We start from the raw sequence: 24,897 nt of genomic DNA, 5'->3' as shown, positions 1-24,897 counted from the left end.
CGCATTAAGGGACGCTCACCCGTCCAGGCTGAGGGGCGCTGACCGCCCTGTTCACCCGTCCAGGCTGAGCGCGAGCCGGCGGGCCAGGCCCGTGTTCCGGCGGTGGCCCAGCCGGTGCACCGCCAGCTCCAGCGCCTCGCGCTGCCCCACCAGCACCACCCACGCCTTGGCTCGCGTCACCAGCGTGTAGAGCAGCTTGCGCCGCAGCATGATCCCGCCGGACTCGGCCACGATCGGCGCCACCACGAACGGGTACTCGCTGCCCTGCGAGCGGTGCACGCTGATCGCGTACGCGTGCGTCAGGTCGTCGAGCTCGTCGAAGCCGTAGCGCACGGTCTCGCCGTCGTCGGTGCGCAGCTCGATGACCCGCTCCTCCCGCACGACCGCCGTCACCGTGCCCGTCTCCCCGTTGAAGACCCCTTTGTCGTAGTTGTTGCGGATCGGCATCACCCGGTCGCCCACCCGGAACACGGTCGCCCCCGACCAGTGCTCGGGCTTGTCGTCGGCGGCCGGGTTGAGCTGGTCCTGGATCAGCCGGCCGAGCGCGGTGGCGCCCGTCTCGCCCTTGCGCATCGGGCACAGCACTTGCACCTGGTCCGGCTCGACGTTCTGCTTGCGGGGGATCGCCACCATCGCCAGGTGCGCCACCCGCCGCGCCACCTGCTCCGGGTCGTCGAGCTCCTCGAACCAGAACCCGCCGCCGCCCGGCACCGCCGGCAGCCGGCCCGCGCGGATGCGGTGGGCGGCGTCGATGATGCCGCTGCCGCCCGCCTGACGGAAGACGTGGGTGAGCTGGACGCGCGGGACGGCCGTCACGCGCAGCAGGTCGGCCAGGACGTCGCCGGGCCCGATGCTCGGGAGCTGGTCGCCGTCGCCGATGAGCAGGAGGTGGCTGCCCGGCCGGACCGCCGAGGTGAGCCGGGTCGCCAGGTGCAGGTCGAGCATGGACGCCTCGTCCACCACGATCAGGTCGGCCTGCGACGGCCGCTCGTCGAACAGCGTCTCGGGGTCGGGGTCGGGCTGCTGGGCGAGCATGCGGTGCACGGTCATCGCGGGCAGCCCGGTCAGCTCCGACAGCCGCTTGGCGGCCTTGCCGGTGGGGGCGGTGAGCGTCACCGAGCCGCCCGCCGCGCGCACGGTGGTGGCGATGGCCTTGACCGTGTGGCTCTTGCCGCACCCCGGGCCGCCGGTGATGATCGAGACGGTGCTGGTCAGCGCCATGGTGACCGCGGCCCGCTGGTCTTCGTGCAGGTCGGGGTCCTCCCGGTAGGCGCGCAGCGGCAGCGTGGAGCGGGCGTTCATGAGCGCCGTGAGCTGCGCGGTGAGCGCCACCTCCCGGCTGTGCACGTGCTTGAGGTAGGCGACCACCTGCCCCGGCTGGTCGGGCGCCGTCTCCAGGACGAGCCGCCGGTCGGCCGCCAGCGCGTCGACCATCGGCCGGATGACGTCGGAATCCTGCTCGATCAGCTCGGCCGTCTCCCTGACCAGCGTGGAGACCGGCACGTAGCAGTGGCCGTCGCGGCTGCCCGCCGCCTCCAGCCGGTCGAGCAGCGCCGCCTTGACCCGCTCGGGGCTGCGCTCGGGCACCCCCGACTGCAGCGCGATGCGGTCGGCGATGCGGAACGCGATGCCGCGCACCCGCCCGATCAGCCGGTAGGGGTCGGTGGCCAGCACCTCGTCGGCGTCGGCGCCGAACACCTGGTAGATCTTGGCGGCCAGCAGCGGGCTGACCCCGAGGCCCTGCAACGTCACCATGAGCGCGGCGATGGCCTTCTGCTCCTGCCACGCCTGCACGATCTGGCCCTGCCGCTGCGGCCCGATGTTGACGACCTCGGTGAGCCGCTCGGGCTCGCTGTCGATGACCTTGAGCGTGGCCTCGCCGAAGTGGTCGACGATCGCGTACGCCAGCCGCGGCCCGATGCCCCTGATCAGCCCCGAGCCCAGGTAGATGCGGATGGCCCGGACCGACGACGGCGTCACCCGCTCGCAGCCGGTGACCGCGTAGCGGCGGCCGTAGCGCGGATGGCGGCTCCAGTCGCCGAACAGGCGCAGCGTCTCGCCCGGCTGGATGCCGGCCAGCGCCCGGCCCGTGGCCACGAAGTCGGGCACGCCGTCGGCGCTCATGCGCGCGACGGTGTATTCGTCCTCCCGGACGTAGACGAGCTGCTCGACGGACGCCTCCACACGGGAGATCAAACCATCCGCGACCGACAAACGCCTCACATGGCCGTCGGATAGGTGCGGACTCCGCTACCGGCGGTGGCCCGCTGGACGCGGAGCACCGTACGTCTCCGGCTCCACGTCGCCCCACGGCTCGCCGTGCAGCGGGTGCACGGCCCTGGTCTCGTCCAGCCACAGGAACGCGTCGTAGCGGCGGCCCACGACCGTCGGCACGTAGTTGCCCCACCGTTCCCGGTCCGGGTGGTACACGACGCCGATCGCCCGGTGCCCCATCGGCTCGTCGTACCAGTCGGCCCGCAAGCCGGGCGGCGGCACCAGGAACAGCGCGTCCCGGCCGGGCAGCGCCTCGTGCAGCAGCGATTCCAGCGAGGCGGGCCGCGCCGGCGGCACCCGCATGACGTGGTGCTGGGCGCCCCACCGGTCGCCGGCCACGACCGTGCCGTGGTGGGTGCCGAAGCCGACGAGCACGACGTCCTCGCGGTGCCGCTCGCGGGCGAGCTGCCCGAGGTTCGTCATGCCGGCGGCGGCCATGTCGGTGGCGCGGGCGTCGCCGACGTGCGTGTTGTGCGCCCACACGACCCCCTTCGCCGGCCCCTTCGCGGGCCGGCCGGAGGCGTGGTGCTCGGCCAGCCGGTCGAGGGTGTCGGCCATGTGCACGTCCCTGATGTTCCACGACTCGGGGCCGCCGCGCACCATCGCCCGGTAGTAGCGCTCGGCGCCGGCGACCACCTCGGCGTTCTGCCGCACCCCGAACTCGTCGCCGCCCAGCGCGGCCAGCAGGTTCACCACCTCGTCCTCGCAGGTGTCCGGCACGAGCCGGGTGGCCAGGCCGTACTGCTGCGGGTCGTGGCCGTAGGACTCGAAGCAGTACAGGGCCCGCAGCACGCTGTCCATCTGCCCCGGCAGGTAGGTGGCGGCGTAACGGCGGATGGCGCGCAGCGAGTCCCAGAGGCTGTAGACGTCCAGGCCGTGGAAGCCGCACCGCTCGCCGGGCGGGCGGCCGGCGTTCCAGCCGCGCAGCCAGCGGCAGAACGCGACGACCTCCTCGTTCGCCCACATGAACGTGGGCCAGCGCTCGAAGCCGTACAGGGCGTCGTACGGGTCGGCGCCGGTCGTGACGGCGCGGTCCACCCGCTCGCAGTCGGGCCAGTCGCCCTCGACGGCGACGAAGCCGAAGCCCTTCTCGGCGATCAGCCGGCGGGTCAGCTCGGCCCGCCAGGTGTAGAAGTCGTGGGTGCCGTGGCTGGCCTCGCCGATCAGCACGAACCTGGCCTCGCCCACGCGGTCGAGCAGCGGGCCGAGGTCGCCGGGCGCGGTGAGCGGCAGCGCCGAGCGGCGCACCTCGTCGACGTTCGTCATAGGTCCTCCTCGGCCGGCAGGGACTCCTCGGGCAGGGACTCCTCGGGCAGGGGCTCCTCGGGCATCGGCTCCTCGGCCAGCGCCGCCAGGCATTCACGGGCGAGTTGCAGCTCCTCGCGTACCTGGACCACCAGCACCGGGACGGCCGCGCCTTCCGCGCTGACCGGCCCGTCGTCGGAGCGGTTGCCCAGGACCGGCGGCTCGACGCCGAGCAGGCCCAGGCGGCGGCAGACGGCCTCGCGCACCTCGGGCTGGTCCCATCCGATCTCGCCGGTGAACACGAGCGCGTCCAGGCGCCGCAGGGAGGTGGCCGCGGCGGCGATCTCGCGGCTCACGCGGTGCGCGAACACGCGCAGCGCCAGCCCGGCCGCCTCGTCGCCGTCGCGCTCGGCGGCGACCAGCTCCCGCGTGTCGCCGGACCGGCCCCTGGACAGCCCCAGCAGCCCCGACCGGCGCTCCAGCCCCTCGGCCAGCTCGTCCAGCGACAGCCGCCCCAGCAGCCACACCAGCATCCCCGGGTCCACGCTGCCCGAGCGCTTGCTCATGGGCAGCCCGTCCAGTGGCGTGAACCCCATCGAGGTGTCCACGCTGCGTCCGCCCGACACCGCGGTCACGGAGCATCCGCCGCCGAGATGGGCGAGCACGAGATCCAGCTCGTACGCCGGCCGCCCCAGCAGCTCGCAGGCCCGGTCGGCGGCCCACGCGTACGACAGGCCGTGGAAGCCGTAGCGGCGCAGGCCGTAGCGGTCGCGCCACTCGGCGGGCAGGGCGTACACGGCGGCCTCGTCGGGCAGCCCGGCGTGGAAGGCCGTGTCGGGGCAGAGCACGTGCGGCACGGCGGGAAGCTGCTCGCGGGCCGCCTCCAGCAGCGCCAGCGCGGGCGGCAGGTGCAGTGGCGCCAGGTCGGTGAGGCCGCGCAGCGCCTCGGCCGTCTCGTCGTCGGCCACCGTGGGCGCGCGCACGACGTCGCCGCCGTGCACGAGCCGGTGCGCGACCGCCCTGATGTCGCGGTCGAAGTGGCCGCCGAGGAAGGCCGACAGCTCCTCCCTGGCCGACCCGGGATCGACGGCCCGCTCGGCGTGTGCGCTGTCGATGACGCTGCCGCCCTGGACGAGGTCGAGGCGCAGGCTCGACGACCCCGCGTTGACGGTGAGTACCGCCGCCGACTCCAGCACCTGCTCGTCCATGCCCGCCCGGCTACCCCACCCGATTCCGACAAAACGGGCGGATGCTCTTTGCCGCGCTCAGGGGTTGTCTCTCCGGAAGCTCGGGTAGTCGTGCCAAATGACTATCACCTTGCAGGTGAACGGCGTGCCGCGCACGGTGGACGTGGACCCGCGGATGTCGCTGCTCGACCTGCTGCGCGAACGGCTCGGGCTCATCGGCGCGAAGAAGGGCTGCGACCACGGCCAGTGCGGCGCCTGCACGGTGCTGATCGACGGCCGGCGGGCCAACGCCTGCCTGGCGCTGGCGGTGGCGGTGGACGGCCGCGAGATCACCACCGTCGAGGGGCTGGCCACGGACGGGGAACTGCACCCGCTGCAGAGCGCGTTCATGGAGCACGACGCCTTCCAGTGCGGCTACTGCACGCCCGGCCAGCTCTGCTCGGCCGCCGGGATGCTGGGCGAGCCGGGCCCGAGCGCGGTCACCGAGGACCTGCTCGACGACCCCGACCTGACGCCCGAGGAGATCAGCGAGCGCATGAGCGGCAACCTGTGCCGGTGCGGCGCGTACGTCGGCATCGTCGCCGCGATCGGCGAGGTGGCCCGATGAGACCCTTCGAGTACGCCCGCGCCGGCAGCACCGCCGAGGCCGTCCGCCAGTTCGCCCCCGGCACCATGTACCTGGGCGGCGGCACGAACCTGGTGGACCTCATGCGGCTGGGCGTGGCCGAGCCGGAGCGGCTGGTGGACGTCAGCCGCCTGCCGCTCGACGCCGTCGAGGAGCAGGGCGATCGGGTCCGCGTCGGCGCCACCGTGCGCAACACCGACCTGGCCGCCCACCCGCTGATCCGCGCCCGCTACCCGATGCTGGCCCGCGCCGTGCTGACCGGCGCGTCCGGCCAGGTCCGCAACGTCGCCACCGTGGCCGGCAACCTGCTGCAACGCACCCGCTGCACGTACTTCCAGGACGTCACCCGGCCCTGCAACAAGCGCCGCCCCGGCTCGGGCTGCCCCGCCATCGCCGGCGACCACGGCAACCTGGCCGTGCTCGGCACCTCCGACGCCTGCGTGGCCACCCACCCCTCCGACATGGCGGTGGCGCTGGCCGCGCTGGACGCCCAGGTGCACGTCACCGGGCCGGGCGGCGACCGCATCATCCCCATGCCGGGCCTGCACCGCCTGCCCGGCGAGGAGCCCGAGCGCGACACCGTGCTCGCGCCCGGCGACCTGATCACCGCCGTCGAGCTGCCGCCCCCGCCACCCGGCGCCTCGCTCTACCGCAAGGTCCGCGAGCGGGCGTCGTTCGCGTTCGCGCTGGTGTCCATCGCCGCCGCGCTCGACGTCGGCCGGGACGGCACCGTGACGAGCTGCCGCATCGCGCTCGGCGGCGTCGCCCACGCGCCCTGGCGGGCCGAGCGCGCCGAGCGGGCCCTGATCGGCGGCCCGGCGACCGGCGAGGCGTTCCTCCAGGCGGCCGAGGCCGAGCTGGAGCAGGCCCGGCCGCTGCCGCGCAACGCCTACAAGGTGCCGCTGGCCCGCAACCTGATCGTCGCTACGCTGGAGGAGCTCGCGCCGTGAACCGCATCGAGGGCCGCGTCAAGGTCACGGGGCTGGCCACGTACGCCGCCGAGTACCCGGCCGAGAACGTCGCCTACGCCTACGCCGTGCAGGCGCAGATCGCCAAGGGCCGCGTCAAGCGCGTGGACGCCGCCGCCGCGCTGGAGCTGCCGGGCGTGCTGGCCGTGCTGTCCTGCGAGGCCGCGCCGCGCCTGCCCGAGGACGCCGATCCCGAGCTGGCCCTGTTCCAGCGCCGCGAGGTGGCCTACCGGGGGCAGATCGTGGCCGCCGTCGTGGCCGACACGTACGAGATCGCCCGCGACGCCGCCGCGCACGTGCGCGTCGACTACGACGCCGACGACCACGACGTGCGCCTGAGCGGCGACCACCCCGGCCTCTACCAGCCCGAGGTGGTCAACCCGAACTTCCCGTCCGACACCGACAAGGGCGACGTGGAGGCGGGGCTGGCCGCCGCCGCGACCACCGTGGACGTCACGTACGAGACGCCCGTCCTGCACAACAACCCGATGGAGCCGCACGCGGCGCTGGCCCTGTGGGACACCGAGGGCCGGCTGCTCGTGTACGACACGGCGCAGGGCACCAGCGGCAGCCGCGACACCATCGCGAAGACCCTGGGCCTGCCGCCGGAGCAGGTGCGCGTGGTGTCCAGGCACGTCGGCGGCGGCTTCGGGTCGAAGGGCACGACCCGGCCGCAGGCGATCCTGGCCGCGCTGGCGTCCCGGATGGTCGGCCGCCCGGTCAAGATCGCGCTGACCCGGCAGCAGATGTTCGACGTCACCGGCTACCGCACGCCCACGATCCAGCGGCTGCGGCTCGGCGTGGACGGCGACGGCCGGCTGACGGCGCTGGAGCACCTGGCGTACGAGCAGAGCTCCACCCTGGTCGAGTTCGCCGAGCAGACCGCGACGCCCACCCGCGTCATGTACGCCAGCCCCGCGCTGCGCACCGGCCACCGCCTGGTCCGGCTCGACGTGGCCACCCCGTCGTGGATGCGCGCGCCGGGGGAGTGCCCCGGCATGTACGCGCTGGAGTCCGCCATGGACGAGCTGGCCTGCGCCGCCGGTCTCGACCCCGTCGAGCTGCGTATCCGCAACGAGCCGGAGACGGAGCCGTTCAGCGGCGTGCCGTTCAGCTCCCGCAACCTCGTGGGCTGCCTGCGTGAGGGCGCCCACCGCTTCGGCTGGCGGCACCGCGACCCGCGCCCGGGCGTCACCCGCGAGGGGGAGTGGCTGGTCGGCACCGGCGTGGCCGCCTCCACCTACCCGGCCAGGCGCTCGCCGTGCCAGGCCGTGGCCACGATGCGCGACGGCGACGTCCTCGTCCAGGTGGCCGCCGCCGACATCGGCACCGGCGCGCGCACGGCGCTGACCAGGATCGCCGCGAACGCGCTCGGCATCGCGCCGGAGCGCGTGCACGTCGAGCTGGGCGACAGCGACCTGCCGCGGGCGCCGGTGGCCGGCGGCTCGGCGGGCACCGCCTCCTGGGGCACCGCCGTCGTCCGCGCCTGCGAGGAGCTGCGCCGCGACGGCAAGGAGGGCCGCGCCGACACCACCGACGAGGTCAAGGCCGACGCCGAGCTGGCCAGGCACGCCTTCGGCGCCCAGTTCGCCGAGGTGCGGGTCAGCGCGGTCACCGGCGAGGTCCGCGTGTCGCGGCTGCTGGGCGTCTTCGCCGCCGGGCACATCGTGGACGAGAAGCTGGCCAGGTCGCAGTTCCTCGGCGGCATGACGATGGGCCTGGGCATGGCGCTGATGGAGGAGACGCTCACCGACGAGGAGTTCGGCGGCTTCCTGCACCGCGACCTCGCCCAGTACCACGTGCCCGCCTGCGCCGACGCCCAGCACGTCGAGGCGGTCTGGCTGGAGGAGGAGGACGGCGAGCTCAACCCGATGGGCAGCAAGGGCATCGGCGAGATCGGCATCGTCGGCACCGCCGCCGCGATCGGCAACGCCGTCCACCACGCGACTGGCCACCGCTTCCGCGAGCTGCCGATCACACCGGCGAAGATCCTCACGGCCAGGTTTTAGCGGCGCTTTGCAAGGAAGAGGAAGTCTCTCGTGGAACGGCGGGAGGCATGGTGAAGAACGAGGTGCGGCCGGAGCAGGACCACTCACGGCGGGAACGGGAGGAGTCGCGGCAGGAGCGGGCGGATCGCAACTTCGTCGAGCTGCTCCAGGGCGCGCGCGTCGCGGTCACCGGGGTGCAGGTGCTGTTCGCGTTCCTGCTCACGGTGCCCTTCTCCTCCGGGTTCTCCCGGCTGGACCAGACGGACCGGTGGTTGTACTACGCGGCGCTGGTCAGCGCCGCGATCGCGTCGATCTGCTACATCGCGCCGACCGCGCAGCACCGCGTGCTGTTCCGGCAGGGACGCAAGGAGACGCTGGTGCACCGCTCCAACTCCTACGGCATCCTCGGCGCCCTCGCCCTGGTCGTGTCGATGACGACGTCCACGATGTTCGTCATCGACTACCTGTTCCAGGCGCCGGTGGCGTGGATCACCGCGGGCCTGCTGGCCGCGCTGGCGATGTGGACGTGGTTCGGCCAGCCGGCGATGGACCGTTCGGACCGCTCCGCCGATCAGTCCGCCGATCAGTCCTCGGAGGAGGGCAGCTCGGTGTCGTCGCCGGACGACTGACGGGTGTAGGCGGCCCGCGCCACCATGTAGGCGGCCACCGACACGGTGATCACCTGGGAGACGCCGATGAGCAGCAGCGGCCCCGCGTACCCCCAGGTGGGCCGGTGCAGCCACATCGCGAGCAGCACCAGCAGCACGCCGAGCACCTGCGGCTTCGTGCCGGCGTGCATGCGGTCGAGCGTCGTGCGGAAGCGCATCAGCCCGACCCCGGCCGACAGCGCCAGCGCCGAGCCGAGCAGCAGGCACCCGGCCGCCGCCGCGTCCAGCGCCGTCATCGCGACCTGCCTGCGAAGAACCGGGCCAGCGACACCGACCCCACGAACCCCAGCAGCGACAGCACCAGCAGGATCGGCAGGTCCGAGTAGTCGTCCCGGGCCACCGCGAACGCGCCGGCGCCGCACATCGACAGCGACGTGAACACGTCGAGCGCCACGGCCCGGTCCAGCATCGAGGGCCCGCGCGCCAGCCGGTAGAACGAGGCCGCCGCCCCGCACCACAGCAGCGCCACCGTCGCCAGGTAGACGGCCGTCATTCCAGCTCCTCCCGGTCCCGCCGGGTGCCGAACGCGCGCACGATGCGCGACTCCAGCCCGGCCACCTCCGCCCGGATCTTCGTCGTGACGTCCCCGGTCACGCCCAGCACGTGCACGACGAGCTCCCTCCGGTACGCCTCCACCACCAGCGACCCCGGCACCGTGGAGACCGCGATCATCACCAGCACGGTCATGGCCTCGGACGACGTGCGCAGCGGCACCCGCACGATCCGCGTCGGCGGCGGCCCCGGGTGCGCCACCCAGAACACGACCCGAGCCGTCGAGATCACCATGTCCCACGCGAACCACAGCAGGAACCTGACCAGGGCCAGCGGCCACACCCTGATGCCGGGGTCGAGGATGGGCAGCGGCAGCAGCCACGTCACGACCAGCCCCGTCACGAGCCCGCCGAGCACGTTGCCCGCCGTCAGGTCGCCCCACAGCGTCACCCACACCGCCGCCAGCCAGGCCACCAGCGGCAGCGGCACCCGCCGCCCGAGCAGCCGCGGCGCGAGCCGGTCCCGCTTCACGGCCGCCCGCCCAGGACGGCGGTGACGTACGGCTCGCGGGCCATCAGCTCGGCGGCCGCCCGGTGCGCCAGTGCTCCCAGCGGCCCGGCCAGCACGGTGAACGACAGCCCGAGCGCGACCAGCGCCGCCACCGACAGCGGCAGCGCCGCCGGCAGGGCGGTGGTGGTGATCGTCGGGTCCTCGCCGGTGTGCTCCTCGCTCTCCACGACCTGGCCCACCCGGTCGGGCCGGGGCGCCCGCCAGAACGCCTTGCCCCACGTCTTCGCGACCGCGTACAGGGTGAGCAGGCTCGTCACCAGCCCTCCGGCCACCAGCGTCACCGGCAGCCACCCGCCTTTCGCGAGGCCCGCCTGCACCAGCATCAGCTTGCCCAGGAAGCCCGACATGGGCGGGATGCCGGACAGGTTCATCGCGGGGACGAAGAACAGCACCGCGAGCAGCGGCGACGCCCTCATCAGCCCGCCCAGCCTGGTCACCGACGTCGTGCCGGTGCGCCGCTCCACCATCCCGCACACCAGGAACAGGCTCGTCTGCACGGTGATGTGGTGCACCACGTAGAACACCGCCCCCGCCAGCCCCGCCACCGTGGACAGCGCGACCCCGAACACCATGTACCCGATGTGGCTGACCAGCGTGAACGACAACATCCGCTTCATGTCCGTCTGCGCGACCGCGCCCAGCACCCCGGCCAGCATCGTCGCCAGCGCCACCCACATCAGCAGCGTCGAGACCGGCCCGCCGGGGAACAGCAGCGCCTCCAGCCGGATGATCGCGTACACGCCGACCTTGGTGAGCAGGCCCGCGAACACCGCCGTCGCCGGGGCGGGCGCGGTCGGGTAGGAGTCCGGCAGCCACGCCGACATGGGGAAGATCGCCGCCTTGATCGCGAACGCCAGCAGCAGCGTCAGCTCCACCAGCAGCTTCACCTGCTCCGGCAGTGTGGCGAAGCGCTCGGCGAGCTGCGCCAGCGACAGCGTCCCGGTGGCGCCGTAGGTGATGGCCAGCGCGATCAGGAACAGCATCGACGAGGCCAGCGCCATCAGCGTGTACGTGGCGCCCGCCCGGATCCGCGACTCGGTGCCGCCGAAGGTGAGCAGCACGTACGAGCCGCTCAGCAGCAGTTCGAACGCCACGAACAGGTTGAACAGGTCGCCCGACAGGAACGCGTCGGCCACCCCCGCCACCATCACCAGGAACGCCGGATGGAAGACCGCCATCGGGGCGTCGTGCTCCTGCTCGTCGTAGGCGTTGACGACCGAGTACACCATGACGCAGAACGTCACCGCCGACGACACGACCAGCACCAGCGTCGAGAGCCGGTCGGCCACCAGGCAGATGCCGATCGGCGACGGCCAGCCGCCCAGCTCGGTCACCAGCGGCCCGCCCGTGTCGGCGGCGACCATCAGCACCACCGACACGGCCAGCGAGATGCCCAGCGTGACCAGGCTGATCAGCGACTGCAGCCGCCGCAGCCGGCCGCCGATGGCCAGCTTCACCCCGGCGGCCAGCAGCGGCAGCAGCACGGGCACGCACACCAGGCTTGCCAAGGAGCCGTTCACGCGTCGTCGCCCTCCAGTTCGGGGTCCTGCGCGAGCGCCTGGCGCTCCCGCTCTTCCCTGATGGCCGTGCGCATCTGCCGGCGTGCCTCCCGCTGCCGGGCCTTCAGTTTCCTGCGCAGCTCCCGCTCCCTGGCCGCCTGCTCCGCCCGCCCCCGCCGGTGCTCCTCGCGCAGCTGCTCGATCCGCTCCGCGTTCGACAGGGCGCCGGGGTCCTCGCGCAGCCCCACCTCCTCCAGGCGGGTCTGCAGCTCCTCCTCCGATAGGCCCTCGTAACGCAGCTCGCGCATCCACTGGCCCAGCTCGTCGTGCACGCGGGAGATGCGCCGCTCCAGGTCGGCCTCCTCCAGCCGCTCCCGCTCGGCCTGCTCGGCCTCCAGCCTGGCCAGCTCGGCCCGCTGCTCGACGACCAGCCGCCGGTAGGCGTCCTGCCGGGCCCGTACGGCGTCGCCCAGCTCGCCGCGCCGCGAGCGCAGCCGCACCCGCCGGTCCTCGGTGTCGTCCTGCACCTCGTCGCTGCCGGTGAGCTGCCACGAGCGGTGCACCAGCGCCAGCAGGAACGCGGTCACCCCGAGCGTGATCACGATCGCGGTGAGCACCATGGCCTGCGGCAGCGGGTCGGCCAGGCCGGAGTTCCCCACGAAGGGCGGGCCGCCGGCGTCGCCGCCGGAGGTGACGATCAGCAGGTTCACCCCGTTGCCGAGGACGATGACGCCGGCCAGCACGCGTACCAGGCTGCGCTCCAGCATCAGCGTCACCCCGCAGGTGATGAGCACGCAGCAGGCGGCGAACGGCACCAGGGAGACGCTGCTCACTCGGCGGCCTCCTGGTCGATCTGCCGGTCCAGCTCGGCCCCGAGCGCGCGCAGCACGTCTTGGACCATGCCGACCACCGACACGTACACGCCCAGGTCGAACAGCAGCCCCGTGGACACGTGCACGTGCCCGGCCAGGGGCACGCTCACCTCCGTGGCCAGCATGTCCAGCGCCGCCCGCCCGAACAGCAGCCCGGCCAGCGCCGTGCCCGCCGACAGCGTCAGCCCGACGCCCATCAGCACGCCCGCGTGCACCGGCACCGCCGCGGCCAGCTCGTTCCTGCCGCCGGCCAGGAACCGCACGGTGATCGCCAGCCCGGCCACGATGCCGCCCGCGAAGCCGCCCCCGACGCCGCTGTGCCCGATGAACAGCAGGAACACCGACAGCGCCAGCACGGTGTGGAACGTCAGCCGGGCCGCCACCTCGAACGCCAGCGCCCGCTGCCCGCGCGGCAGCGTGGCCGCCAGCCAGTGCGTGCGCCCCTCGGGCCGGTGCCCGCCCTCGGCCCGCTCGATCGCGTACGACCGGCGCCGCAGGAACACCAGGCTCGTCACGCCCAGCGTCAGCACGATGAGCACGGCGCTCTCGCCCAGCGTGTCCCAGGCGCGGATGTCGAGGATGATGGCGCTGACGATGTTGCGGGCGCCGGCCTGCCGCGCCGCCTCGTCCATGAACGCGCCCACCGGCTCGGTGCCGCGGGCCGCCATCGCCAGCATGCCCGCCCCCGTGGCCACCACTCCGACCGCGAGCCCGAGGCCCAGCCGGAACGGGAACGCCAGCCGCCCCTTGTCGGGCTGGACCGGCAGCCGCCGCAGCACGAGCGCGAACACCACCAGGCTCAGCGTCTCGGCCAGGAACTGGGTCAGCGCCAGGTCGGGCGAGCCGTGCACGAGGAACAGCAGCGCCGTGCCGTACCCGGTCAGGCCGATGACCAGGGCCAGGAGCACGTACGCGCGGGAGAACAGCACGAGGATCGCCGCGGCCGCGAGCAGCACGGCGATGACCGGCTGCTCGGGCCGCTGCCAGGCGACGATCGGCACGTCCAGGTGCGGCCGGCCCCCGTAGATGACGGAGAACAGCCCCACGCCGACCGTCGCGAGGAGTGTCAGCGTCAGGTAATCGGGCACCGAGCCCCGCTGGATGAGGCCGGTGAGCTGGATGGCGAACCGGTCCAGCCGCCGGATCATCGCCCAGAACACCTGCCCGGAGTCCACGACGTGCAGCGCCACCCCCGCCCGCGCCACCGGCTCCCTGGCCAGGAACAGCGCCACCCCGCCCGCCAGCGCCGCCGCCGACAGCAGCAGCGGCACGGACGGGCCGCTCCAGGCCGCCAGGTGGGCGTGATAGCCCGGATCGCGGAACGTGCGCAGGTAGGGCGCCATCACGCCCTCGAACCACGGCGCCAGGGGCCCCGCCAGCAGTCCCAGGACGGCCAGCAGCGCGGCGGGCACGAACAGCACGGCCGAGACGGGGTGCGCCTCCCGCGTTCCGGCCCCCGGCTTCGGGGCGAAGGCGCCCCACAGGAACCGCAGCGTGTAGGCGGCCGTCAGCGCCGAGCCCGCCACCACCCCCGCCAGCACGAGCGGCGCGTCCAGCAGCGCCTCCAGCGCCGCCTCCTTGCCGGCGAACCCCATCAGCGGCGGCAGCCCCGCCATCGACGCCCCCGCCAGCACCGCCACCCCGCACACCCACGGCATCAGCCGCCACAGCCCGCTCAGCTCCCGCAGGTCCCGGGTGCCCGCCGCGTGATCGACGATGCCCACCACCAGGAACAACGCCGCCTTGAACAACGCGTGCGCCAGCAGCATCCCCACCCCGGCCAGCGCCGCCCCCTCGGTGCCCGCCCCGAACAGCACCACCAGGAACCCGAGCTGCCCCACCGTCCCGTACGCCAGCAGCCGCTTCAGATCGGTCTCCCGCAGCGCCCGCCACCCGCCCAGCACCATCGTCAGCACGCCCAGCGGCACCGCCACCGCCCGCCACAGCGCCAGCTCGCCGAACAGCGGCCCCAGCCGGGCCAGCAGGTACACGCCCGCCTTCACCATGGCCGCCGCGTGCAGGTACGCCGACACCGGCGTCGGCGCCGCCATCGCCGCCGGCAGCCACGTGCTGAACGGGAAGACGGCCGACTTCGACAGCGCCCCCGCCAGCACCAGCAGCACCGTGACCGGCGCCAGGTCCGCCGGGCGCAGCTGCGAGATCTGGTACGTGCCCGCCTGCTGCCCCAGCAGCACGAACCCGGCCAGCATCGCCAGGCCGCCGAACGTGGTGACCGTCAGCGCCTTCATCGCGGCCTGGCGGCTCATGCGGCTCTCCGGGTCATACCCGATGAGCAGGTAGGAGAAGACGGTGGTCAGCTCCCAGAAGACGTACAGGAGCAGCAGGTCGTCGGCGGCGACCAGGCCCAGCATGGAGCCGGCGAAGGCCACCATCGCGCCGCCGTAGCGGCCGAGCCCGTCGTCGCCGCGCGGGAAGTAGCGGGCGCTGTAGCACAGCACGAGCACGCCGACCCCGGTGACCAGCGCCATCATCAGCACGGACAGCGGGTCGGCGCGGAAGGACAGCTCCATGCCCATCGCCCAGGGGCGGCTCTCCCGCACCGGCAGCGGCTGCGCCGCCAGCCAGGCCGTGTAGCAGAGCCCGGCCGCCGGCGGCACGGCCAGCACGGCGAAGCAGGCGCGACCCAGGCGGGCGGCCAGCCAGGGAGCGCAGGCAGCCGCGACCGCGTGCAGGATCAGCAGCGACTCCATGGGCTCCTCGGGCGGACTCGGGCGGCGTCTCGCGTCGGGACGTTGACCGGAGCCGGTGGGAATTTCCGGCTACGTCCGCCCAATCTCTCCCGGGGCCGCTCCGCGCACCGCGCAGGCACGACCGTTGTTGACCCGAACGTCACCAGCCCCACACCTGCGCGAGGTGCGGGGCTGGTGAAAGGAGCGGAGCCGATCGGCCTTGCGCCTTGCCGGCGGAGGCGCCGGATCAGGCTTTGGGGCTCGGGTCAGGCTTTGGGGCTCGGGTCAGGCTTTGGGGCTCGGGTCAGGCCTTGGAGTCCGGGTCAGGCCTTGGGGTTCGGGTCAGGCTTTGGGGTTGACGTCGCGGCAGGTTCCCGGCCGCGGGGCGGTGCCCGTGATCAGGTACTGGTCCACCTTGCGGTCCAGGCAGGCCGACCCGCGGCGGTAGCCGGTGTGCCCGTCGGCGTCGCGCGTCAGCAGCACGCCGTGCTCGAGCTGCCCCGCCAGCGCCTTGGCCAGCTTGTACGGCGTCGCCGGGTCCCGCGTCGTGCCCACCACCACGATCGGCGGCGAGCCCTTCGCCCGCACCTTCTTCGGGTACCTGCTGCCCTTGACCGGCCAGTACGGGCACGGGTTCTCCGGATGGTCCACGCAGTTGATGGCCATCAGCGCCTCGAAGCTGTTGTCGTAGCGGCCGTCGGGCCGGCGCCCGTTGCCCTCGTCGGCCAGCAGCAGCAGCTTCGTGCCGTCGCCCTTGAACCCCGCCGCCAGCGCCTGGCGCAGCCTCGGCCACGTGTGGACGTCGTACATCGAGTAGTCCACGGCCGCGCTCACCACGGCCTCGGTGACCTGGCGGCCGTCGTACTCGTTGCGCAGCGGGGACCGGTCGGCGCGCGCGTACAGCTCGTCGAGCTGCTCCATGCCCGCCTCGACCGTGTGCTCGCGGAACGGGCAGCCCTTGACCCTGAAGCAGTCCTTCAGGAACGACTTCGTCGCCACCTCGAACCCGCGGTCCTGGTCGGCCACCAGGTCATCGCCGTTCTGCGAGGGGTCCTCGGCGCCGTCGAGCACCATCGAGCGGATCCGCGTCGGGAACAGGTCCGCGTAGACCGCGCCCAGGTAGGTGCCGTAGGAGAAGCCCAGGTACGTCAGCCGCCGGTCGCCCAGCGCGGCCCGCATCACGTCCATGTCACGCGCCGAGTCGGCCGTGCCCACGTGCGCCAGGAGCTCTTTCCCGGAATTCTTCGCGCAATATTTTGCGAAAGCCTGATCCCAGCTTTCCGCTTTCTTGACCTCCGCCTTGGTGTCGGGCGTGGGATCCAGCGCGAAATACGCGTCGAGATCCAGGGTACCGAAACACCGCACCGGAGACGATGCGCCGACGCCGCGCGGATCGAAACTCACGACGTCGAACCGCTTGCGGATGTCCGCCGAGACGACGTCCTTGCTCGCCTTGAGCGAATCCACGCCGGAGCCGCCGGGGCCGCCGAAATTGAGCACGATCGAGCCGATCTTCGGGCCCGTCGCGGGCAGCCGGACCATGCTGATCTTAATCCGCTTGCCGCCGGGCTTCGAATAGTCGAGCGGCACCGCCAATTTCGCGCACTCGTACCCGTTGCCGCAGCCGGACCAGGCCGGCCGCTGGCCGTAATAGGAGTCGAGCCGGCCCGGGGCAGCGGCCACCGCCGTCGCGGAGGCACCCGTGACGGCGATGAGCCCGGCCAGGACCGGCATCAGGATTTTGCTTGCACGTCGCATAGGAGAACATTCGTTGGCAATACTTGCGGCGTTCTTTATAGGCGCTGTAATAGATCGAATGCAAACCGGAATAGATCCACTGCGAGAAGCGTTTCCCAAAGGGCAGTGACGTGGGGTGACCTGTACGCCTTATCCACGGGGGAGCGAGAGCCCATGTCGCAGCAGAACCGCCCGGTTCGGGGAGACCATCCGTACGAGCAGGAGATCACCTCGACGGACGAGCACGAGGAACGCGCCGGCCGCAGCCTCATCACCACCGACCACGACGTCATCCGCCGATGGGCGGAGGAACGCCAGGCCCGCCCCTCCACGGTGCCGGGCACGGAGCATGACGGAAGGGCGGGCGTGCTCCGCTTCGACTTCCCGGGGTACGGCGGGGGCGACCTGGAGGAGATCTCCTGGGACGACTGGTTCAGGACGTTCGACGAGCGCGGCCTGAACTTCATCTACCAGGAGCACCGCAAGGACGGGAAGCCCAGCAACTTCTTCCGCCTGGAGAACCCGGACCGCGAGGACGCCTGACGCAAGCGACCGTCACCACCGGCGCCTCGGTGGTGACGGTCCCAGGGGCAGGGCGAGTGGTCAGCCGGCGTCGGACACGCGCCGCTGCACCTCGTCGGCCAGCCGGTCCAGCGACCGGTCCAGCAGCTCCCGCACCTCCTCGGCCCGGCCGCCCGACTGGGCTTCGTCCAGCAGGCTGATGTGGACCGTCACCTCGCTCGTGCCGGCGGCGGAGTCGGCCACCTGGAGCCAGCCCGAGTAGTCGGGGTGGTCACGGCCGCCCCACTCCACCCTGAGCTGGTCTTCCGAGGCGCGGAACAGGCCCTCGTGCCGGCCGTCGCCCGGCACCAGCGAGCCGTCGGCCTCCACCGTGCCGGGGCCGCTGCCGTGCACCGACAGGCCCTGGGGCAGCCAGCGGTCCATGATCTCCACGTCGGACGCGACCCCGAAGACCACCATGCTCTCCGCCGGCATCCCGCGCGTCGCCTCGAACTCCGCCATGACCGCCCCCCAGAAGGCTCTCCGGACTCCAATGCCAGCGCCGTACCCCTGTGATCTGCTCGCAAACAGCGGTCGCCGCGAGGCCGTTCCCCGCTACGGTTGCGGTGCGTGAGGTAGTCGTTACGGCGAGGGGAGAGCGGGGCGATGGCGCAGCCGCCACGGGTGCCGCCGGAGATGTTCCGGTTCACCAGCACCGAGCGGGCAGACCTGCACACCGCGGTCCTCCACGCGTTCGCCGAGGCGGGGGAGCGGCTGGAGACGGCGCCGGCGGTGGAGGAGGTGCGCGAGCGGCTGCGCGCGACCGGCTGGTACGCGCCGGTCTCCGAGCAGGACCTGGCCGCGACGCTCAAGCAGCTCGCCGGCTGGGGGCTGCTCGACGTGATCTTCGACCACGGGGGCAGCTTCGCGACCGCGGAGGAGTACGAGCGCAGGAACCTGCGCTACGCGCTGACCAGGCGCGGCGAGGCGGCCGTCGCCGGCGTGCGGCACGCCATGGCGATGCTGGCCTCCGGCGGGGCGCTGCGGGCCGCGTCGCTGGACGCCATCGCCGAGCGGCTGGAGGAGCTCGACGGGCTGCTGCGCGACCCCGACCCCGGCCGCGACCGGCGGATCTTCGCCTGCCTGCGCGAGCTGGAGGAGCACTTCGACGGGCTGCGCAGCGACGTGCGCCGCTTCAACGGCGAGCTGCAGCGGCTGCTGCGCGCCGACGGCGCGGACCTGGCGACGTTCCACGAGGTCAAGGCCGCGACGGTGGCCTACTTGCAAGAGTTCGTGACCCGGCTGGAGCAGCGTGGCGAGCGGATCGCCGCCGCGCTGGAGGCGGTGGCCGGCCACGACGTGGAGGTGCTGCGCGCCCGCGCGCTCGGCGGCGCCGACCTGCCGCGCTGGCCCGGCACCGACCACGTCGCGCCGTGGCTGGCGGCGCGGGCCGAGCGGTGGGAGGGGCTGCGGGCGTGGTTCGCGCCCGAGGACGGAAGTGAGCCGCGCGTGCGGCGGGTGCACGACGTGGCCCGGCGGGCCATCGTGTCGCTGCTGGAAGTGCTCGACCGCGTCTCCGAGGCGCGCCGCCGCTCCTCCAGCGCCGCCGCCGACTTCCGTACGCTGGCCCGCTGGTTCGCCGCCGCGCCCGGCGAGGACGACGCCCACCGGCTGTGGGACGCGGCGTTCGGGCTCGGCTCCGCCCGGCACGCGCACCTCGGGCACGCCGACGCGGAGCTCGTCCCGGCGGGCGTGCCGTGGGCGGAGGCCGCGCCGGTCGAGGTGTCGGCGCTGCTGCGCTCGCGCGGGCGCACCGAGCGGATGGGCCGCACCGGGAAGGTGCGGGACGTGGCCGCGCTGAAGGCCGCCCGCCGGGAACGCGCCGAGAAGGAACGGGCCGAGCTGGAGGCCGCCTGGGCGGCCCTGGCCACCACCGGGCCGCTGCGGCTGTCGCAGCTCGGCCAGCTCGGCCACGACACCTTCGGGCGGCTGCTCGACCTGCTGGGCCGGGCGCTGGCCGAGCGGCCCGACTCGACCGGGTTCCGGCGGGCGGTCACCTCCGACGGAAGGGTGGAGATCGTGCTGCGGGCGCCCGACGACGGCGCGGTGGCGGTGCTGCGCACCCCCGAGGGCTGGTTCCGCGGCCCGACTTCCTCATCGACGTGCGCACCCTCGGCGAGCCCTGGGCGCACGGGCGGGCGGCGGGCGCATGAGCAGGCCGGCCAACCAGCTCGTCAGGGCCGAGAAGGAAGAGATCGCGCGGGCGATCAGGACCCTGCTCGGCCGTCCCCTCATCTCCGCCCACGACGACCCCGCCGCCTTCGACCTGATCAGGAAGCGGCGGGGGCCGCTCGTGCAGTGGTTCGACTACTTCTGCGGCTGGCGGCTCATCGTCGAGCCGCGCCAGGGGTACGCGCGCCTGGTCAAGGCGGGCCCGCCCGGCCCGCGCTCGGCCACCAGGCCCGCGCGGCGGCGCCGCACCACCCGCGCCCCCTTCGACCGCCGCCGCTACACGCTGCTGTGCCTGTGCGCCGCAGAGCTGCTCGCCTCGCCGGTCACCACGATCGGGATGCTGGGCCGGCGGGTCGCGCAGGCGGCCGCGGTGGAGCCCGGCGTGCCCGCCTTCGACCCGGTCAGGAACGAGGAGCGGGCCGCGTTCGTGGACGCGCTCAAGCTGCTGGAGCACTACGGCGCCGTCACCGCCATGGACGGCGACACCGAGACCTACCTGGGCGACGAGGACGCCAAGGTGCTCTACCGGGTGGACACGACGCGGGTGATCCGGCTGCTGGCCGCGCCGGTCCCGCCCTCCAGGGTGACCGCCACCGACGGTGCCCGGGTGCTCGACGAGCTGACCGCCGAGCCCCGGTACGGCGGCGACGAGCCGACCGGCATCCAGCGCGCCCTGTGGGCCCGCCACTCCCTCATCCGCCGCCTGCTCGACGAGCCCGCCGTCCACCACGACGAGCTCACCCCCGCCCAGCGCGCCTACGCCGGCTCCCTGACCGGCCGCCGGATGCTGCGCAGGGCCGCGGAGGAGGCCGGGTTCGTGCTGGAGGAGCGGGCCGAGGGGTTCCTCCTGGTGGACCCCGACGCCATCGCCACCGACACCAGGTTCCCCGACGACGGCAGCCACGCCAAGGTGGCCGCCCTGCTCCTGCTCGACCTGCTCGTCACCGCCGGCCCCGTCACCGCCGCCCGGCTCGACGCCGAGGCCGCCCGGCTGCTGCGCCGCTTCCCCCAGTGGGCCAGGGCGTACCAGTCCGACGGTGGCGGGCCGCGCCTGGCCGCCGACGCGCTGGAGGTGCTCACGCAGTTCGGGCTGGCCCGCCGTAGCGGCGACCGGATCGCCGCCCTGCCCGCCGCGGCCCGCTACCGGGTCGGGCGCGCCGTACAGGAGGAATCGTGACAGTCACCGAGCTGGCCTTGCCGCGTGCCGCGCACGGGGTGGACGCCCGCTGGACGCCCGTCCGCGCCGGGATCGTGAACGTGTGGCGCTACTACGACGAGGTGTTCGAGTTCCACCGGGGCAGGCTGCTGCTGCGCGGGCCCAACGGCAGCGGCAAGTCCAAGGTGCTGGAGCTGCTGCTGCCGTACGTGCTGGACGCCAGCCTCAAGCCGAGCCGGCTGTCCACGTTCGGCGGCACCGAGCGCACCATGCACTGGAACCTGATGGGCGACGGCGCCTCGGGCGCCACCCGGGTCGGGTACGTGTGGCTGGAGTTCCGGCACTCCGACGGCCGCTGGTTCACCTGCGGGGCCCGGCTGCAGGCCACCGTCCACACCAAGAACGTCACCGCCGCCTACTTCACCACCGAGGCGCGCGTCGACACGCCCGACGGCATCCGGCTCACCGGCGAGGCCGGGCAGCCGCTCACCAGGGCGCAGCTCGCCGAGGAGCTGGGCACGTCCGGCGTGGTCCACGAGTCGGCGGAGTCGTACCGCACGGTGGTGCGGCAGACGCTCTACCGGGCGCTCAGCGAGCAGCGCTACGACTCGCTGCTCACCGCGCTGCGCCAGCTCCGCACGCCCAAGCTGTCCGAACGCCTCGACCCCGGGCTGCTGTCGGAGCTGCTGTCGAGCGCGTTGCCGCCGCTCGGCGAGGGCGAGATCCACGAGATCGCCGACGGGTTCGAGCGGCTCGACCGGCGGCGCGAGGAGCTGCGGCTGCTCGACCGCGACGTGGAGGAGGCCGACCGGCTCGCCGAGCGGCAGCGCGGGTACGCCCGCCGGGTGCTCGGCGCCGCCGCCGCGGCCGTCACCTCCGCCGCGCACACCCTGGAGACGCTGACCGCCGAGGTCAAGGGCAAGCGGGAAGCCCTCAAGGAGGCCGAGCGGGAGCTCGACGCGACGACCGTGCGGCTGGGGGAGGAGGAGGCGCAGGAGCTGGCCCTGGCCGCGCGCATCGACGGGCTCAAGGAGAGCGAGGCGTACCGGGCGGGCGGCGACCTGCACCGGCTGCGCGCCGAGGCCCAGGCGGCGCACGAGGTGGCGGCCCGCATGCGCGACCAGGCGGGGCGGGCGGCGCGGGCGGTGACGGCCCGCCAGGAGGCGGCCGCCCTCGCCGCCGCCGACGCCCGCGCGGCGGCGGCGCTCGCCGACCGCGCCCGCGCCGACGCCCGCCACGCCGCCGAACGCGCCGGCCTCCTCACCGCCCACGACGAGACGGAACGAGCGGCGAACCCGGAACACGCGGCGGCCTCCGAACGAGCGGGGGCGCCAGGTCGCGCGGCGCCGCCGGGACGGGCGGCGGATCCGGGTCGCGCGGCGGATCCGGGTCGCGCGGCGCCGCCGGGACGGGCGGTGCAGCCGGAGGACGGGGCGGACGGCGAGGCGGCCGTGCGGCGGGCGCGGGAGTTGTTGCGGGCCGCCGTCACCAGCCGGGCCGCCCAGATCAGGGAGGTCAGGGCGGGCGCGGCCCGGCACGACGAGGCGGTCGAGCGCCGCACCGCCGCCGAGCACGACCGCGACCAGGCCAGGGACGACCTCGCCACCGCCCAGGAGGCCCACGACCGGGCCGAGCGGCTGCGCGACGACCGGGCCCGCGACCTGGCCGCCGCCCTGGCCGACTGGGCGGCCGGCTGCACGCAGCTCCAGCTCGAACCGGCCGTGCTCGCCGGGCTGGCCGAGGACTTCGAGCGGGCCGACGAGCTGGTCTGCACCGCCCGCACGATGGCCGCGGTCGAGCTGGCCGCCCGCCAGCAGCACCTGACGGCCCTGCGGGAGCGGCTGGCGGCCGAGCGCGCCGGCCTGGCCAGGGAGCGTGACGGCCTCGACGACACCTCCGTGCCGGAGCCGCCCGCCCCGCACACCCGCGGCGCCGCCGCCCGGCGGGAACGCCCGGGCACCCCGCTGTGGCGGGCCGTCGCTTTCAGGTCGGGGCTCGACCCGGTGGCGCAGGCCGGGGTGGAGGCGGCGCTGGAGGCGTCGGGGCTGCTCGGCCTGTGGTTGCGGCCCGACGGCGGGTTCGACGCGGGGGAGCACGACGCGTTCGCCGTGGCCGCGCTGTCGCGGCCCGCCCCCGGCTACAGCCTGGCGCACGTGCTGTTCACGGAGGCGGGCTCGCCGGTCTCGGCCGACACCGTGCTGAGCGGCATCGCGTTCGCCCCGACCGCGATCGGCGTCGACCATCCGGCCGTCGTCGGCGCCGACGGATCCTGGCGGCTGGGCCCGGCGGCCGGCCGGTGGGTGAAGCCGGAGCCGTCCTACATCGGCGCCACCGCCCGTGAGCGGGCCAGGCGCCGCCGCGTCGCCGAGCTGGACGACCGCCTCGGCGAGCTGGCGGGGCGGCTCGCCGAGTGCGACCACCAGCTGGCCGTGGTGGACGCCGACCGCGACACCCTGGCCGCCGAGCTGCGGCGCAGGCCCGACCGGGGCCCGTACGCCGAGGCGGTCCAGGCGCTCGACGGCGCCGTGCGGCGGGTCGCGCTGCTGGGGGACCGGCTCAGGACCGAGGAGGGGCGGCTGCGCGAGCGCGAGCAGGACGTCACCAGGTGCCGGCGCCTCCTGAACGAGCTGGCCGGCCGGCACGCCCTGCCCGCCGCGCCGGCCGCGCTCGCCAACCTGGAGGAGGCGCTGCGCGCCGCCGAGACGGCGGGCGCCGTCTGGCACGACCGCCGCGCCGACGCCCGCGCCGCCCGCGAGCGCGCCGCCCTGGCCGCGGAGACCGCCGCCGGGTACGAGCAGCTCGCGATCGAGGCCGTCGAACGCGCCGAGGAGGCGGCGGCCGCCGCCGTCGTGCTGGCCGAGCGGCTGGCCGCGATCGAGCCGGCGGCCGGCGGCGAGCACGAGGCCCTCCTGGAGCAGCTCCAGCAGGCCCAGCACGCGCACCGCGCCTGCCGCCGCCTGATCAGGTCGGTCAACGACGACCTGGCCCGGCTCAACGCCACGCTCGGGCGGCTGCGCGGCGAGCTGGCCACCGCCGAGGACAGGCAGGCCGAGGCGGGCCGGGCGCGCGACGAGGTGTGCGGCCGCTTCCGCCGCCTGGTGGCCGGGCACCTGCCGGTGGACGCCGGGGTGCGCGTCCAGCTGCCTCCGGAGGCGGGGGCGCGGGCCGTCCTGGAGGCAGCCAAGGGGGTGGCCGGGCAGCTCGCGTCCGTCCCGTGCGAGCACAAGAACGTCAGGGAGGCCGAGGCGCGCCTGCGGGACGCCTTCCACCACGCCAGGGAGGTGCTGTCCGGGCGGGCCGACCTGGAGCTGGCGCCCGACGAGGACGTCCAGGTGCTGACCGCCACCGTGCACGGCGTGCGGGCGGGGGCGGCGGCGCTGCGCGACGCGTTGCGCGAGGAGCGCGACGAGCGGCGCCGCGCCATCACGGAGGCGGAGCGGGACCTGTTCGACCGGACGCTGGCCGGCGACACGCGGCGGCACCTGGCCGACCGCATCAGGCAGGCGAGCGCCCTGGTGGAGGGCATGAACCAGCGCCTCGAACGCGTCCGCACCGCCTCGCGGGTCGCGGTGCGCCTGGTGTGGCAGGTGGACCCGGCCCAGTCGCCCGGCACCCGCGCGGCCCGCGACCTGCTGCTGCGCGACCCGGCCGGGCTGTCGGAGTCCGACAGGGAGGCGCTGTACGCGTTCTTCAGGGACCGGGTGGAGGAGGCGCGCGCCGACGACTCCTCGGCGAGCTGGGAGGACCAGCTGATGAAGGTGCTCGACTACACGGCCTGGCACCGGTTCGTGGTGCGGCTCGACCGGGGCGACGGGCAGGGCTGGCAGGACCTGACGAGGAAGCTGCACGGAGCGCTGTCGGGCGGGGAGAAGGCGATCGCCCTGCACCTGCCGCTGTTCGCCGCCGTGGCGGCGCACTACCAGAGCGATCCCGGGTGCCCGCGGTTCATCCTGCTGGACGAGGTGTTCGTGGGGGTGGACCGGGCGAACCGGGGGCAGGTGTTCGACCTGCTGGTGGATCTGGGGCTGGACCTGGTACTGACGTCGGACCACGAGTGGTGCGAGTACCGCGAGCTGGACGGCATCGCGATCCACCAGCTCATCACGGGCGACGGCGACGACGCGGTGACGACGGCCCGTTTCGTGTGGAACGGCTACCGGACGGTCCCGGCCGAGTAAAGAGCATAAATCGAT

At 74.2% G+C, this 24,897-nt stretch carries 18 protein-coding genes and 1 pseudogene; 8 read left to right on the top strand and 11 right to left on the bottom strand.

Annotated features, from left to right (window positions below; translation table 11 throughout):
- Positions 1-51 precede the first annotated feature (51 nt).
- The 3 genes from recD2 to KIS93_RS08750 form a co-directional block, all read right to left on the bottom strand.
- Entirely contained in the window at positions 52-2,184 is a 2,133-nt protein-coding gene (recD2, locus tag KIS93_RS08760; RefSeq protein ID WP_080040564.1) for an SF1B family DNA helicase RecD2, read from the bottom strand.
- 66 nt (positions 2,185-2,250) lie between these two features.
- Complete coding sequence (locus KIS93_RS08755) at positions 2,251-3,540, bottom strand: erythromycin esterase family protein (protein WP_080040563.1); 1,290 nt, start codon at positions 3,538-3,540, stop codon at positions 2,251-2,253.
- On the bottom strand, positions 3,537-4,727 hold the full coding sequence (locus tag KIS93_RS08750) for an acetate/propionate family kinase (RefSeq protein ID WP_080040562.1): 1,191 nt from the start codon (positions 4,725-4,727) through the stop codon (positions 3,537-3,539). Before KIS93_RS08750 ends, KIS93_RS08755 begins: the two co-directional genes overlap by 4 nt.
- A 97-nt stretch (positions 4,728-4,824) precedes the next feature.
- On the opposite strand from KIS93_RS08750, the gene KIS93_RS08745 reads away from it, so the two are divergent.
- Genes KIS93_RS08745 through KIS93_RS08730 form a run of 4 tightly spaced genes read left to right on the top strand, consistent with a single transcriptional unit; the run spans position 4,825 to position 8,916 of the window.
- Positions 4,825-5,313 carry a (2Fe-2S)-binding protein gene (locus KIS93_RS08745; RefSeq protein WP_080040561.1) on the top strand — a complete coding sequence of 163 codons (489 nt, stop codon included), beginning with the start codon at positions 4,825-4,827 and terminating at the stop codon, positions 5,311-5,313.
- Entirely contained in the window at positions 5,310-6,281 is a 972-nt protein-coding gene (locus tag KIS93_RS08740; RefSeq protein WP_080040560.1) for an FAD binding domain-containing protein, read from the top strand. The genes KIS93_RS08745 and KIS93_RS08740 overlap by 4 nt, the downstream gene beginning before the upstream one ends.
- Entirely contained in the window at positions 6,278-8,308 is a 2,031-nt protein-coding gene (locus KIS93_RS08735; protein ID WP_080040559.1) for a xanthine dehydrogenase family protein molybdopterin-binding subunit, read from the top strand. Before KIS93_RS08740 ends, KIS93_RS08735 begins: the two co-directional genes overlap by 4 nt.
- Before the next feature lie 47 nt (positions 8,309-8,355).
- Positions 8,356-8,916: a DUF6328 family protein gene (locus tag KIS93_RS08730; RefSeq protein ID WP_080040558.1), complete on the top strand. Its 561-nt coding sequence runs from the start codon at positions 8,356-8,358 to the stop codon at positions 8,914-8,916.
- Here KIS93_RS08730 and KIS93_RS08725 read toward each other — a convergent pair.
- The 7 genes from KIS93_RS08725 to KIS93_RS08695 all read right to left on the bottom strand — a co-directional run bounded on the left by KIS93_RS08725 (position 8,871) and on the right by KIS93_RS08695 (position 16,812).
- Entirely contained in the window at positions 8,871-9,191 is a 321-nt protein-coding gene (locus KIS93_RS08725; protein WP_080040557.1) for a cation:proton antiporter, read from the bottom strand. The two genes, KIS93_RS08730 and KIS93_RS08725, sit on opposite strands and share 46 nt — an antisense overlap.
- Entirely contained in the window at positions 9,188-9,448 is a 261-nt protein-coding gene (locus KIS93_RS08720) for an MrpF/PhaF family protein (RefSeq protein ID WP_080040556.1), read from the bottom strand. The genes KIS93_RS08725 and KIS93_RS08720 overlap by 4 nt, the downstream gene beginning before the upstream one ends.
- Positions 9,445-9,978 carry a Na+/H+ antiporter subunit E gene (locus KIS93_RS08715; protein ID WP_080040555.1) on the bottom strand — a complete coding sequence of 178 codons (534 nt, stop codon included), beginning with the start codon at positions 9,976-9,978 and terminating at the stop codon, positions 9,445-9,447. The genes KIS93_RS08720 and KIS93_RS08715 overlap by 4 nt, the downstream gene beginning before the upstream one ends.
- The gene (locus tag KIS93_RS08710) at positions 9,975-11,537 is read right to left on the bottom strand and encodes a Na+/H+ antiporter subunit D (RefSeq protein WP_080040554.1); all 1,563 of its coding nucleotides are present in this window, start codon (positions 11,535-11,537) and stop codon (positions 9,975-9,977) included. The genes KIS93_RS08715 and KIS93_RS08710 overlap by 4 nt, the downstream gene beginning before the upstream one ends.
- Entirely contained in the window at positions 11,534-12,349 is an 816-nt protein-coding gene (locus KIS93_RS08705; RefSeq protein ID WP_080040553.1) for a Na(+)/H(+) antiporter subunit C, read from the bottom strand. The genes KIS93_RS08710 and KIS93_RS08705 overlap by 4 nt, the downstream gene beginning before the upstream one ends.
- Complete coding sequence (locus tag KIS93_RS08700; protein WP_080040552.1) at positions 12,346-15,099, bottom strand: Na+/H+ antiporter subunit A; 2,754 nt, start codon at positions 15,097-15,099, stop codon at positions 12,346-12,348. Before KIS93_RS08700 ends, KIS93_RS08705 begins: the two co-directional genes overlap by 4 nt.
- A 321-nt stretch (positions 15,100-15,420) precedes the next feature.
- Positions 15,421-16,812, bottom strand: a complete 1,392-nt coding sequence (locus KIS93_RS08695; RefSeq protein ID WP_080040551.1) for an alpha/beta hydrolase — start codon at positions 16,810-16,812, stop codon at positions 15,421-15,423.
- 177 nt (positions 16,813-16,989) lie between these two features.
- On the opposite strand from KIS93_RS08695, the gene KIS93_RS08690 reads away from it, so the two are divergent.
- A complete protein-coding gene (locus tag KIS93_RS08690) occupies positions 16,990-17,358 on the top strand; it encodes a hypothetical protein (protein WP_080040550.1) in 369 nt (122 codons plus the stop codon).
- A 60-nt stretch (positions 17,359-17,418) separates the two neighbouring features.
- Here KIS93_RS08690 and KIS93_RS08685 read toward each other — a convergent pair whose 3' ends face one another.
- Complete coding sequence (locus KIS93_RS08685) at positions 17,419-17,838, bottom strand: SRPBCC family protein (RefSeq protein ID WP_080040549.1); 420 nt, start codon at positions 17,836-17,838, stop codon at positions 17,419-17,421.
- A 144-nt stretch (positions 17,839-17,982) separates the two neighbouring features.
- Between KIS93_RS08685 and KIS93_RS08680 the strand changes: the two are divergent.
- From KIS93_RS08680 to KIS93_RS08670, 3 genes and pseudogenes are all read left to right on the top strand, one after another.
- Positions 17,983-19,407, top strand: a pseudogene (locus KIS93_RS08680) (TIGR02677 family protein); the annotation flags it as partial.
- A gap of 118 nt (positions 19,408-19,525) precedes the next feature.
- The gene (locus KIS93_RS08675; RefSeq protein ID WP_080040548.1) at positions 19,526-20,725 is read left to right on the top strand and encodes a TIGR02678 family protein; all 1,200 of its coding nucleotides are present in this window, start codon (positions 19,526-19,528) and stop codon (positions 20,723-20,725) included.
- Complete coding sequence (locus KIS93_RS08670) at positions 20,722-24,882, top strand: TIGR02680 family protein (protein ID WP_222107355.1); 4,161 nt, start codon at positions 20,722-20,724, stop codon at positions 24,880-24,882. The genes KIS93_RS08675 and KIS93_RS08670 overlap by 4 nt, the downstream gene beginning before the upstream one ends.
- Positions 24,883-24,897 lie beyond the last annotated feature (15 nt).

Origin of the sequence: [Actinomadura] parvosata subsp. kistnae (genome assembly GCF_900323885.1) — a bacterium.
In the GTDB taxonomy this organism is placed as follows: domain Bacteria; phylum Actinomycetota; class Actinomycetes; order Streptosporangiales; family Streptosporangiaceae; genus Nonomuraea; species Nonomuraea composti.
This window is presented reverse-complemented; position numbering and strand designations above follow the sequence as displayed.